This window comes from Candidatus Protochlamydia sp. W-9, from assembly GCF_001950615.1.
Lineage (GTDB): Bacteria > Chlamydiota > Chlamydiia > Chlamydiales > Parachlamydiaceae > Protochlamydia > Protochlamydia amoebophila.
Genome location: NZ_BCPZ01000058.1, coordinates 18,668 through 32,266, shown reverse-complemented (window position 1 = coordinate 32,266; position 13,599 = coordinate 18,668). Strand labels below are relative to the sequence as shown.

Sequence of the window (13,599 nt, the reverse complement as noted above, 5' to 3'; positions counted from 1 at the left end):
TATTAAAATATAAAAAACTAATTGATAGTTAATAATTTACATGATTAGTATTTTTTAATTTATTTTTTATTTAATTATAAAATAAATAATGAATTATAATTAAAATATAACACTATTAACAAGTGGTATATTTATGAATACAGAAAGTTATTTTTCAAAAGAGACATTGAATTTATGGAACAAAGAATCTACAAATATAGGTAAATTAGAAAAACATCAAACATTATTAGAGCCACAATCAGAAAAATGGGTAAGTAAATTAAATAAATATATTTTAGAAGGAAGTATAACATCTAAAGATGTTGATCGTATTGAGAAATATATAAGAAAAAAAGAGGGAAGAGAGGAAAATGTTTTATTACTTTGTAATAAGTTAGTTTGTATAAGTAGAATAGCTATAAGAGAAAGAGTTATTAGTGATGATAAAACAGAAGGAAAAAATTGTAAAGAATTCATAGAAAAAATTTCAACAATATTGGTTGACTGTTCCATCGATGATATTGTAAAAAATATTTCGGATTTAGATTTATTCAGTAAAATTATTGAAGAAAAATTAAAAGGGGAAAAATTTGACTTTGAATCAATTGAAAAAATAATTGATAAAAAAATTGAACTAGGAGATAAATCGGGAATTAACGAAGAATTAATTAGCTTAATACAGGATTTAAATACTGAAGAATTCTTGAAAATTGCAAATAAATTATTCGGATATAAGCAATTTAAAAAAGAAAATTTAGATGAAATTGTTAAATTTAAAATAACAAAATCTTCTGATATTAATGATAAAATATCTATTATAAATAAGTATAATAATAGCAAAGGTATAATAGATGATGTTATTCAGCAATTTAAGCTAGCTAGTCCAGAAGAAGGAATAATAATTGCTGAAGAATGTACTTTATCTTCAGAAAACAGATCTATTCTCTTTCAAAATTTTTTGAGTGCTAAAGGAGAAGTGAAATTAGAGGAAGCTCTGGAGTTTCACGAAAAATTAGGCTTATCCTTAGAAGATTTAGCAAAACAGCTTCCTTTGTTATTAAAAACTTGCGATATGGAAAAAAATGATTATCTTGCAAACGTAAAGATTAAAGACGCTTTAACCAACCCTCAAGTAAATTGCCATTTTGCTTCGCATCTCTGCATTGCCAAACCACAGTTATTAGTGACCCTGTTTGGAGAAAAAGGGTCTCACAAGGATAATTTCAAGATTGATAAACAATTAGAGGTTTTAAGAAATGTGGTGGCTCAAACGAAAGATTTTAAGGAATTTGAAGAGGAAGAGTTACAAAATTTAACGATTGAACTTTTAGACAAAGGACAAGAAGATAAGGATTTGCTAGACGAAAATGTGTTTTCTTGTTTAGTAGCTATCAACAAAAGAGATCACACTTATTTTATTGAAAATATGTACTCTATAACAGAAGTTTCTTACAAAATAGACACTCCTCGTTTGCTAGCTTTGCAAAGAGAAGAAGGACGTGCGGAAGCAACTACTTACTCTGATATTTCGTCAAGTTGGAGAAAAGAAAAGAAAGAAGAATATTTAGATGCGTTATTGAGCGATCCCTCTACACAGCAGCTTGCTTTGACACGTATTGATACTGGTAACCAACAAGAACCTAGCGAAAGGATTGAATATATTCTAGCGAATCTCGATAAAATTCCTTTTGATGAGGCAATTGAAGCAATCAAAAAAGATTTTGAAAAATTTTCCGACCTAAGTGATTCTCTATTGGTTAAAATTCTAACAAATTTCAATTTAAATGCGATCAAAGGTGTGAATGAAGAAACGAATAAAAAAACTTTAGACATCTTCGCAGAAGAATATCCTAATTTAGCTTCAATTTTAGAAAAGCTGAAAGAGACCAAGAATGATTATGCTTTAGCAAAAAGCTTATTTTCGATTGCTTATTTGATAGACAATATGCCAAAAAAAGGTGATCAAAACAAATTTCGGGAATTATTAGAAAAAAAAGAAATACAAGCATTAATTATCCAAATTGCCTCTATGAGGAAACCGGATGAAGCTCGATTTTTTTTGATGAATCGCTTTATGGAAAATATATCAAAGCCATCTACTGATGATGATGCATACGAGTTAATAGAAGATTTAAAGGCAACCCAAAAACAAGTTGATGCTCATAAACTAATAAAGTTACAAGCATCCCCATTCTATCATCCTTTCCAAAAAGATTTAGGGGAGTTATTCGGTACAAATAAAGACTTTATTAGTGATACGGATTACCTACCGAACATTTTAGAAACTTTACAAGACATTCATCGAGATCCTCTATTAATGGAAAGCGAAAAAAAATATTTAGTAGATTTTATCATAGGAAAGGTTCCTTCCCAAGTAAGGCTTAATCCAACACAAATAAAAAAAAATTTAAGCAGTGTAAAGGCAATTTTACGCTTAGGAGGAGCTAATTATTTATGTCAAGCAAGTTTAGAAAAAGCATTCGAAGGAGATCATGAAACACTACTAAATCGACTAGGAGGGCAGTGCTTATCTGAATTAATGAAAGGACATTTATCTGGTACAATTTCTTTACAGCTTATTGAAAAAATCAATAACTCCAGAGATTTCAGTTGGGTTTTAAATATTGCTGTGAAATTAAACATGTTGGATTCTGATAAAAAAGATGCTCATCTCAAAATGTTTGCTGAAGCCCTTAAAGAAGATGTAGAAGGGGAATTTGTTAAAGAAAGATTCAATAAAAGTCCTCATTTATTAGCTTTAGCTAATAAATTAGAAGAAGAAAATCAAAATAATTTTATCGAAGAGTGGAAAAAACCCCTTTCTGAAAAACCTTTAACAGTTGCACAACTGCTTGTAGAAGCTGCTAAAACAGGAAATAAAATACTTAATGAACAGCAAGTGGCCAAGTATGAAGTGTTCTTTACTGATGACTTTTTAGATCTTGCGCAAATGGGAACCGAAGTTGTTGGAAGTTGTTTAAATATTAAAACAGGTAAATCAATAGACGTGATGACAATTTTAGGGAATGCGATTGATGGGAAAACGAGAATGTTGGCAGTAAAAACAACTCAAGATCCTCAACAACCTTTGCAAGGACGTGTGATGCTGAGACTTTTGTGGGATGAGGAAGGTAAAACTCCTGTGATTATCATGGAAGGAATTCGAACTCGCAAGCCAGGAGACCAAGAGGAAGCTCAAATTGTCGATCAGGCCTTACTAGAAGCTTCAATTAAAGTTGCTGAAAAGCTGAAGGTTCCTTTGATTTGCGGATTTACTGTTAAACCCCAGCCTGATGTTGTTTATGAACAATATCCTCATCAAGTGCAATCTTTGGCTCCCAATAGATCCCCATCAGAGAAATTTGATCCTCTTGAGGAACAAGGAGAGGGAGCAGTTGAAAGAACCCCAGAAGAATTGTCCGGTTTATATACTCTCAAAAAGACAAACACAATATGGAAGCCTTAATGAGCTTTAGATAAGCTCTCTTGAGTTACAATATTAGTTCGGTGACCAAAGAATTTGAGTCTTTGAAATTGTAAATTTGCTACTTTGGCAAAGCTCATCCTCTCCTAGAGCTCCTACAGCATTACAACATTCAATAGGAGCTCTTCCTCCTAGAGAAAGTATAGGTCGAGGATAAGTTGGATAAGTTGGATCTGAAGAAGAGTAGGTTTTCAAAAGAGGGCAATTCATCTTTTTAGCTTTCTGAATGGCGGCAGTCATGATCGCCTTTTCCATTTGTTCATATGGAGTGGAAGATGTTTTACTTTCTTCATAAGGAAGGGAACTAAATAAAGTATCTAGTAAAAGAACACAATTTTCTTGATCGTCTATTAAAAAACTAAGCTTAGCTCTGGCAATCATTTTGCCATTCTTTCCACTCTTTTCTTTGATGCAAAATATTTTATTTTTCCCATCAAGAGGGATAGCTAAAAAACTTTTATTGTCTTCTGGATTACCTCTGACAGATAAGCAGCTTCCAGCAACTTCTGTTGTGCAAATAAAAATTTCTTCGATTTGATCCGTTTCTTCCAAAACGCATCCCTCCAGTGTTAGTCTCGGAGATGCATTTAAAAAATCGGTGATTAAACCCTGAATTTGGTTTTCTTGCCAAAGATTTATCAAGTTTGAATCGACCTTATGCAAATTGTGAAGGTGAGGGCTCAGATTTCCTTGATATCTTTTTTTTGCATACTTTCCAGAAAAAACATCTAAAACGAGCTCCTTAAGGGAATTTAAAACAAACTTTTTTTCTTTAGCTTTAGATAGGTTTTGTAAAGTTTTTGCGTAGACAATTAAAGCTTCTGGAATTCGAAATGACCCAAATGTACGTATGTAATGGTCGAAAAAATCATCTAAATCTAAATCCTTTAGCCGGAGATAATTATTAAAAATGGAAAAAAATAGCTCTCTCAAATTTAAGGAGGATAAGCAGTTGTTTTCAAAAAGTTTTGGTTCCTGGAGGCTCAGTAGGTCTCGCAAAGCATATACATTAAAAAGGAAAAACCGCGCAGTTGCACTAGCTTGTAAAATGCCAAAAAGTTGGTTTTTAGTTTTTGTTGTATAGCAGGTCGATAGTTGTAATGATAGTAAAGTTGATACACTTACGAGATGGTTTCGATTTTGAAAAGAAGTATATAAAACTTGAGGAATTTTAAAAAGGTCGTAAATCATGAGAAATAAAGAAGAGGAGTGGTTGAGAGGATATTGATTTAAGAGTTTTTTAATAATTTTAGGGTCTATGAGATATGCTGTGAGCTGATATCTTAAAGAATGTTCAGATGATGCAATGAGAGGAACAATCGATGCAACGTAAGCTAATTCTTTTTGTGAAAAATTGCACTTTGAAATATGTTCCAAAAGAAATCCTAGCCAAATACATAATTCTTTCCTCGAATAGAAAAAGTCATTCATAAAACTGCATTGAGATAAAAGAGAACTTAAAGATTCTTTTTCTTTAAAACATTTTTCCCATTGACTTTCAAGTTTTGAAATAACGAGTTCTTCCGCTTCGCTTTCCATTTTGATTTGATCATATGTCTTAAGAATCGAGATAAAGCTCGATTGTTTAGCTAATTCTTCTCTTGTTTTAGCGAAAAAAGCAGCTTTCCAGTTTGAAATCAATCTTGGATATAAAGAAACTGCGTTAAGATAACACTCTAGCTTCTGTAACGACGAAATAGATTTGACATTTTCAATTTTATAAAGCATTTCCTCTGGATAAATAGCTAATAAATAGCGAATTATTTCAATTTGATGACGAGGATCATCAATTTTAAGATGTTCAATGATAGTTATTAAAGTTTCGGGATGGATTTGGCTATTTTTTTTAAGCAAAGAAATCATTTGATCCGAACTTATATGCGACTTGACAATTTGATTTTGATACTTTTTCAATAACTCAAGAAATTGTTGAGGATGTATATCATTCCACACATCTAATATTTCATACATATCAGTGGATGAAAGAGAAAGATCAGACAACATTTCAAAAAAGCTAAGAGGGATGCTTTCTTTAATGATTTGCTTAAGGAGGCTGTTAAAAGATCGCAGACCATCCTCGATTGTTATTAATTTATTTGTTGCAGCAATATTGAGAGTTTTTTGAACATAAGAAATAAATTCTTTTGTATAGTTGATATTTTTGGTTACTTTTCCTATGATCATAGGTGATAAACTGAGCCGATTATCTAAACATGGATTTTGTAATAGTGTTGTTAAAAAAACTGCAAAAGTTTTTTTATTTTCTTCGTTTTTTATTAAGAACTTGGGTGCCTCTAATAACAAGTGATCGACGTGTTGAAAAATCGTTGAAAACTGCATAAACCAAACCCCGTGAAGAAGATAAAAAATTTATTACAAGCCATTTAGGATTATTAATCAAGAAGGTTTGTTTTTTCATTATCTCATTCTACTTCGATACTAAAAAAACGTTTTTAGGAGCAAATGAGAAAAAAGCACCTTAATTGACAATCTTTCTATTTAATGCATCGTATTCTTTAAATTTATTTTCAAATCAATTTCCCTGGCATAATTAACTCAGCTTATGTCATTTTATTCTAAATTGCGATCAAAGAAATAAGAATTATTGTGTAATAATTTCTATTTAAAAATTTAAATTTTAATTGTTTTTAATATTTGATATACCCATATAAAAATACTTGTTTTTAGCAATAGGTTTTTAAAGTGTCAGTAGGGATAAAAAAATTTATTTAATGATTTTTTTTGGAGTTTTGAGTAGCATGCAACTTTTTGGAGAATTGACATGATACGTTTTATTTTTAATTTTATTTTATTTGGGATTTTGTTTTATCTCATCTATTTATTTTTCCCCGAAACCTTTGATATGCTTGTGTCATGGGTCAATCAAATCTACATTTTTTTGAGAGAGGTCTTTATTCAATTATCTAGCAAAGTTCACACCTTAAAGAGGGAGCATATTAATTCACTTTATTTAGCCTATTTTCGCTAATAAGTATTTGAAATGGGTTTGATAGAAGATAAAAATTTGCAGGTCTTTTATAAAATTTGCAAATTTTTATTAGGAGTTTGATAGAGGTTGCATAATTTTAACTCCAAACGTAGTGCCGATCAAGAAGCGCCAACTTCAATAAATTTTAAAGGGCATTTCAAGTCCTAGCTGCCTCCAGAAGATTTAATTAGTAAAAATAAATTTTTTATAAAATTGAACATCTGTAGCTGTTGCTAGGCTGGAACAAATCCTATAGAAATTTTGACAAATGAAATTCCTTTATCCAAAGCTATTTTACAAGCCGTTAGTTTTTTCCATTATTTAGATAGCTGGTTTCTAATATGGTTAATTTAAGGCGAATAGGAAAAGTAAGTTCTACAAGATAGTTGAATTTTGCTTCAATTTTTTCTTCTAGCCAACCCAAATTCATAACAAAGTCGATTTTATCCGCTTTTTTTCATTGGTTTCTGCCAATTCTAAACATTTGAGCTGTGTTGAAGTCGTCACTTGTCGGAAGACCTGCAACTGTAATGTTTTTGATGGAAGAATGGAGCAGGATAAAGCGAGCAAGAAGGAATCCAGTTTAGCTAAAAACAAATACCATAAAATTTCCATGGAAGCGCTTCTTAGAGTAGTTGGTCGTTATCTTTTGCGGCTGCATACGGTAGTAGCTGACTATACTCAATCATTTTGGCAAAACTTTCAATATTTTGCCTATTTTATTCTTTTCAAAGCTTTTTTGTTAACATGATTCACAATTTTCTGATATCCTTAATAATAAAAAAGAAACTATAAGAACACTTCTTTCGAATAAATTGTACTTACTCTTACAATAAGAAATAGAAATCTATTTGCTGCAACTTTTCGGCATTTGCCTATCTGACATTCTTGTTGTTACTTTTTTGACATTTGTGAAGCAAAGCAAATAAAGAAAAAATTCAAGCTCTTTCTCTTCTTCATATTGGGTTGTTTTGTAAAATGTTTTTTTATAAAAAATTTATATCAAATTTAAATTGAAGAGATTAATGAAACAAAGTGAACAAACCATTGAAAACGAAGATTATTTATGGGCTCAAGGACTTATTCTCAAAGATGAATGGGCGAATTATTTGACCCATGGACTGGGCTTAATTTTAAGTTTATTTGGCTTAATTTTCCTAATGGTAAAGTCATTTTCAATGGAAGATTATTGGAAAGCTTTGAACTTTTTGATTTACGGATCTACATTAGTTTTACTTTATTCAGCTTCTACTCTTTATCATTTTTTTAAAGATCCTTCTTTAAAAAAATTATTTAGAAAAGTCGATCATTGTGCAATTTATTTACTTATTGCCGGATCTTATACACCTTTTACACTAATAGCCTTACAGGGGTTTTGGGGATGGCTATTATTTAGTATTGTCTGGATTTTAGCCTGCTTTGGTATCATTACTAAAGCTTTTTTTATTCAGCGATTTAAGACAGCCTCAACCTGGCTTTATCTTGGAATGGGATGGTTAATCATCGTTGCTTTTGAGCCATTATTCAATTCCGTCTCCTCCGAAGGTTTATATTGGCTTTTTATTGGAGGAGGATTTTATACGGTCGGAGTCATTTTCTATGTATTAGACCGTATTCGCTTTTTTCATGCCATTTGGCATCTTTTTGTGATGGGAGGAAGTATATGCCATTTTTTTGCAATTTTATTTCTCTAAAAATTTAAGCTTAGTTTTTTAACCTTTATTTTTAAATGCAAATAGATTCTTCTTCACAGAAAGCTTTTTTGTGTTTCAATATGTATTTAAAAGCTTGGCTTGCTGTCCAACGCGTCCTAGGATCGGGATCCAATAAGTTAAACAACAAATGGCCAAGAGGCGTTGGAGATTTTAAAGAATTAATTGTTTGTCTAAAATCACAAATTTCTTTTTTTAAAAAGTCTAAATATTTTTCGTCAGATGAAATTGCTTTATACCAAGGATATAAACTTTCATAAAAGAGCAACCAAATAATACAAGCGGCTCCCCACATGTCTTTTTCCTGGCCAAATGGCCTTTCCAAATCTTCAAATATTTCTATAGGTAAATATTGAAATGTACCGCAGCGTCTCATTAATTTTCCTTTCTCCGTTATATGACAGGAATATTCAAAGTCTATAAATTTAAGTTGTAAATTTTTAATAAGAATATTATCGGGTTTAATATCACGATGGAGATAACCATTAGAATGAAAATCGTTTAAAAATTGTAAAAGTTGGAACATACAATTATATTTTTGATTGCTTGTGAGTTTTTCTCTTTCATCAATTAAATTGTTAAGAAGCCCCCTTAAATCTTTAGGGCAATATTCCATGATAATAACTTGCCTTTCATCAAAAGATAGATTTGCTGGATAGTAATGGATGGAATACGTTTTAACGACTTGTGGATTACCAGCTAAATTTGTAAGAAAACGTTCTTCATTGATTTGCATTTCTTTTAATTTTTTTGCCTCAGAATCCCTTTTTAAAATTGTAGTAATTGCCGCAGCATATAGTTTAGGTATCCCAGTTAGTTGAAAAATTTTATAAACATTTTTGTGCCTTCCTTGACTAATAACTGTGGATGGATGAGATAAAAATAAAATAAAAATGGCATGATTGTGAATTTCTAAACAAAAATTTGTATCGAAGTAGGAATTGAGTGCGGTTAATGCGATTTGATGCCAAATAGGACCGGATATAGTAGCTGGTTTTAATAAAGGCAGATTTTCTGAAAGAAATTCAAAAGTTGAGGTAAGTTGAGCTTTTGTTAAAGGAATTTGCAATTGAAGTAACAAATCAATGTTAGAAAACTTTAGAAAAGGAGTCAAAGTTTTTGAAGCTTGTAATTGCACATTTTTTACTGTAATCGCAGATGTAATAACTTGAATAATATGATTCCTTGAACTTTTCCAAGTTGATTGAATTAACGAGAATTCGTTAACAATCACTGGAGCTAAATCTTTTATTTTTGTTAAAGTTTCTAAATCAGAGCTGGAATCATTACTATCAATAGAACAAAAAGAAAATGTTGAGCTTTCGCTTGAAAGATCTGTGTAAGAAGAGCTTGTGCAATTATTTCGATGATTCATTAAAGGCATTGATAAACAATTCCGCATTTGCATACATAAATCCTTTTGATTAAAAATTTAGTGTTCGAGTAATAGCAAGATTTGAGCAGGGACTGATTTAGAGTTTATTTTGAATATTTATCAAATAAGCGACTAAATTAAAAAAGTCAAATCTTATTGCACCATTAAATAATTAAAATAAAAAATTAATATTTTTTACCTTAATGAGATGTATATATTTAAATTAATAAATTTAAATTTTATGTTTAATAATATAAATCGTAAATATTCAAAATTAAAATTAATATTTATATTTATTTTGTGTGCCTTTCAAAAAATTGAAGGGATCGAGGCACAAAAAAGTTTAGCTATATGTACTCTCTTTCAAAATGAATCTAAATATCTTCCTGAATGGATCGAATTTCACGAAAACCAAGGGGTATCTCATTTTTTCCTTTACAATCATTTCTGTACTGAAAATTGGCAAGACATCCTTAAAAAATACATAGATAGGGGCTTAGTCGAAGTTATTAATTGGCCTTATGAATATGCCACCGCAGCTGATTGGACACGCATTCAATGTCGAGCCTATATGAATGCAGCACTTAGATCAAAAGGAAGATATCAATGGTGTGCTTTTCTCGATAGTGATGAATTTCTTTTTTCAGTCGAAGGATTATCTTTGTGTGAAGTATTAAAAGAATATAAATATGCTCCTGGTGTAGTGGTTAATTGGGTTATGTATGGAACTTCTCATATTGAAAAAATTTCTGAAAGCGAAAAAATGCTCGACCTTTTAATTTGGAGAGCTCCTCTTGATTTTCCATCAAACCTTCATTTTAAAACGATCGCAAAACCAGAAGAAATTAAAGATTGTTTTAATCCTCATGGGTTTATATTTCATAATGGAAAAAATGCTGTCGACGAAAATCACCAGCCAAAAGCATTTTCTGATTGGAATTCTTTTTCGGTCAATAAGCTTCGCATTAACCATTACTGGTCTCGTGATAAGGAATTTTTTTATCAAGTAAAAATTGCCCGAAGATTTAAGTTTTTTGAGGGAGGAGAAGAGCCAATTGCTTTTGAAGCAGCTATGAATGTTGAATATGATCCTATTTTATCATCAAAAAAAGATTAGATCATAGATTAAAAAATGTGAATATCTTTTTGAATTAATCATCCAGCTTACTGTTCCAAAATCGCGGGATTTTGGACAAAATGGCTAAAAACTTTATCGTTTAAAGCAATAAATGGCGTATCAATGAGAGAGGAAAGCCTTTTATAACGAAAGCAGTGGCTATTAATAAATTCTTGCCCTTAAACGGGACCTTCATCTTGAGTATTTTGAAAAATTCTGCAATGAATTAAGCTCTCTAGTTCTTGACGTTCGGTATCAATTATTTGAAGAGGCAAAATAAGTTTTTTGGGAAATCCGCAGGTAATATTTCATCAAATTTCGTTAAATTATTTTTTAAAAATCCTAAGCATTAAGGGATAGAAAGTATGTGTATATTGCCTTGTTTAAATCCCAAGGTCCCAAGCTTGTAAATATAATTTGATCTAGAACATTTTTATTATATATAAAATATTGTTATTTTTCGTATTAGCTGAGTTAGCAAATTTTAAATAAATTTTACTTTTAAAGTTATTTTTAACTAAAAAATAAATGTTTTTTTCAATACAAATTTTTTATTCTTGAAAAGCTTCTTTTAATTGATCCTGAAAACCTGCTAGTAGGCTAAGCGTACCTCCCGAATGAATGATCAAAATAAGGCCTTCTAAAGCAGAAGAGTTAATGATTTTTTTGGATTCTTGAAAAAGTTTTCCTGTGTAAATAGGATCGGTAAAAAAACCTTCAACTCTAGCTAATTGGATAATATCTTTAAAGGAATGAGAATAAAGTTGCCCAAATTTTTTACCTTGTTTAGGTCTATAGAGTTGAAAATTTGAGGGAAATGGAAGTTGAGATGTTCCCATCAATTGTTCAAAATAACGATGAAAGCTTGTCAACTGTTTGAGAAAATAAGCTTCATTTTCAGCCATTAATACCACATGAATTTGTGTTTTTTTGCCGATCCAATAATAGGCTAGAATTAAAGCGATAGCAGAGAGCCCTGTTCCTGAGTCTATAAAAAGATGATTGAATTCTAGTTGCGTATCTGCTTCGTTTTGAATGATATCTAGAGGAAGCGTTAAAACTCCTGGAAAAGCTTCAGGGATGCAAGCGCCTTCTGGTAAAATATAAATATTCTTTTTATCTTTAGCATAAAAATAAGCTTGTTCCAGAACACTTCTCCATTCTTCTTTTGAAAACCAATGAATAGAAGAAGCGGGGATTAGAAGCGATGTGAAAAAGCAGTTACCTTTAAATTCTCTTTCGGGGTCACCTCTTAAAAACAAGGTAGCTTGAATTTTATTTTCAATAAGAAGTTGTAAAAAGCTAAGAACATGGTTAGAGTAAGCACTGCCAATGACAACAACTTCTTCAACTTTGTTGTGAATAAGAAAAGGAATCAAGGTTCGGTATTTGCGTATTTTAGAGCCTGAAATCCCGAATCCAAGTTCGTCTTCTCGTTTTACAAAGCAACAGCAGTTTGAAGAATTAAACGAGGACAAGGCATGAATGCGTGAATGACTTGGATAAGGCTGCTGATCAATTTTTTGAAGAATTTTTATTAGCTGTTGAATTTTCTCCATATCTATAATTTTTTTAAGAAAGATAATGAATGAGTACTTTTTCTACACGCTTTCCATTCATTTTTACAACTCGAAAGCGGAATTTTTGCCACGTAAAAGTATCTCCAATATTAGGAATGCTTCCGATTTGTCGCATACAAAACCCACCTAGTGTTCGATAAGTTCCTTTTTCTTCTTCAGGAAGACTATCAAAATCAAATTGTTCTTTTAGTTCATCTATTGGTAGCATTCCATCAACTAACCAAGAGCCATCTTTTCGTTGAATGATTTGTGTTTCTGGTAAAATAGAAGTAGAGGGTACATCGCCAACAATGGATTCTAACACATCATGCAATGTAATAAGTCCTTGTACTCCTCCATACTCATCAGTGACAAGTGCTATATGATCAGGGGTTTTTTTAAATAAGTCCAATAATTGAACCACGCGCATATTTTCAGGTACAAACAAAGGGGCTTTAACAAGAGTTTTTAAATCAAATTTTCCAGTTTTTAAAATTTCATTGAGAACATCTTTTGTGGTAACTAGACCGATAACTTTATCTAATTCTCCATCGCAAACAGGAAAGCGATTATGTGGAGAAATGTTGATTTGTTTGAGAAGTTCTTCTGTATGATGATTTAAGTCTAACCATTCGATATCCATTCGAGGAATCATCAGAATTCCCACGCGTCTATTTCCAAGTCGAAAAATGCTTTCAACCATATCATGTTCTGCTTCTCTAATCACACCTGCTTGAGAGCCTTCTTCTAAGATAAGCTTAATTTCTTCTTCAGTAATTTTGTCATGAGTTTTACCCCTAGCAAGCAATTTCGCAATGTACTCGAACGAAACTACAAATGGATAGGTAACCCAAATTAAAAATTGTATGCAGTAAGCACTTACAGGAGCAAGTTTTTTCCAGTAAAGAGCCCCAAAAGTTTTTGGGATCATTTCAGTTGCAATTAGCATTGTTAAAGTCAATACAATAGAAGCAAAGGCTAAAATATGATCGCCAAAAATTTCTACCACTTTCGCACCTACTCCCGCCGCCCCAAATGTGTGGGCAGACGTATTTAGAGTCAAAATGGCTGCTAGGGGGCGATCAATTCGATGTTTAAGGTCTTCTAGAATTTTTCCAGCTTTGGGTTTTTTTTTCTTTAAAAGTCCAATGTAACCATTCGTGCAACAGAGTAAGACTGCCTCTAAAATGGAACAAGTAAATGAAACAGAATGAGAAAAGACGAAATAGAATATTAGAGCTGCCATGATTATTATTTTGATTGTTAAAAGGCATAGAAATTGAAAAATTAGAGCTTCAGAAAAAAACTTAAATTTTACAATCTACGAAAATTTAACAATTTGCTAATCCTCAAATTTTATTGTTTGTTTAGAAACCAGTATTAA

At 31.3% G+C, this 13,599-nt stretch carries 7 protein-coding genes; 3 read left to right on the top strand and 4 right to left on the bottom strand.

The genetic code is table 11. The annotated features are described in order from the left end of the window. The first annotated feature begins 133 nt into the window (after positions 1–133). Entirely contained in the window at positions 134–3,445 is a 3,312-nt protein-coding gene (locus BU804_RS01825) for a hypothetical protein (RefSeq protein ID WP_075882753.1), read from the top strand. Between the two features lie 33 nt (positions 3,446–3,478). Here the strand turns inward: BU804_RS01825 and BU804_RS01820 are convergent, their stop codons facing one another. Continuing rightward, positions 3,479–5,803, bottom strand: a complete 2,325-nt coding sequence (locus BU804_RS01820; protein ID WP_075882752.1) for a hypothetical protein — start codon at positions 5,801–5,803, stop codon at positions 3,479–3,481. 1,674 nt (positions 5,804–7,477) lie between these two features. On the opposite strand from BU804_RS01820, the gene trhA reads away from it, so the two are divergent. Further along, on the top strand, positions 7,478–8,146 hold the full coding sequence (trhA, locus tag BU804_RS01805; RefSeq protein ID WP_075882749.1) for a PAQR family membrane homeostasis protein TrhA: 669 nt from the start codon (positions 7,478–7,480) through the stop codon (positions 8,144–8,146). 31 nt (positions 8,147–8,177) lie between these two features. Here trhA and BU804_RS01800 read toward each other — a convergent pair whose 3' ends face one another. After that, positions 8,178–9,572, bottom strand: coding sequence for a protein kinase domain-containing protein (locus BU804_RS01800; protein ID WP_075882748.1), 1,395 nt, complete (start codon positions 9,570–9,572; stop codon positions 8,178–8,180). Between the two features lie 208 nt (positions 9,573–9,780). On the opposite strand from BU804_RS01800, the gene BU804_RS01795 reads away from it, so the two are divergent. Further along, entirely contained in the window at positions 9,781–10,656 is an 876-nt protein-coding gene (locus BU804_RS01795; RefSeq protein ID WP_075882747.1) for a glycosyltransferase family 92 protein, read from the top strand. Positions 10,657–11,207: 551 nt separating this feature from the next. On the opposite strand, the gene BU804_RS01790 is transcribed toward BU804_RS01795, so the two are convergent. Together BU804_RS01790 and BU804_RS01785 are read right to left on the bottom strand one after the other, a co-directional pair. Next, positions 11,208–12,215 (bottom strand): hypothetical protein, encoded by a 1,008-nt coding sequence (locus BU804_RS01790; RefSeq protein ID WP_079988559.1) that lies wholly within the window; start codon positions 12,213–12,215, stop codon positions 11,208–11,210. 13 nt (positions 12,216–12,228) lie between these two features. Continuing rightward, positions 12,229–13,461 (bottom strand): hemolysin family protein, encoded by a 1,233-nt coding sequence (locus BU804_RS01785; RefSeq protein ID WP_075882746.1) that lies wholly within the window; start codon positions 13,459–13,461, stop codon positions 12,229–12,231. Between the last annotated feature and the right edge of the window lie 138 nt (positions 13,462–13,599).

Bases quoted from the DNA above. Each gene is read 5' to 3' on its own strand.
- BU804_RS01800 (WP_075882748.1), bottom strand. From the start codon at position 9,572: ATGCAAATGCGGAATTGTTTATCAATGCCTTTAATGAATCATCGAAAT.
- BU804_RS01820 (WP_075882752.1), bottom strand. From the start codon at position 5,803: ATGCAGTTTTCAACGATTTTTCAACACGTCGATCACTTGTTATTAGAG.
- BU804_RS01790 (WP_079988559.1), bottom strand. From the start codon at position 12,215: ATGGAGAAAATTCAACAGCTAATAAAAATTCTTCAAAAAATTGATCAG.
- BU804_RS01795 (WP_075882747.1), top strand. From the start codon at position 9,781: ATGTTTAATAATATAAATCGTAAATATTCAAAATTAAAATTAATATTT.
- trhA (WP_075882749.1), top strand. From the start codon at position 7,478: ATGAAACAAAGTGAACAAACCATTGAAAACGAAGATTATTTATGGGCT.
- BU804_RS01785 (WP_075882746.1), bottom strand. From the start codon at position 13,461: ATGGCAGCTCTAATATTCTATTTCGTCTTTTCTCATTCTGTTTCATTT.
- BU804_RS01825 (WP_075882753.1), top strand. From the start codon at position 134: ATGAATACAGAAAGTTATTTTTCAAAAGAGACATTGAATTTATGGAAC.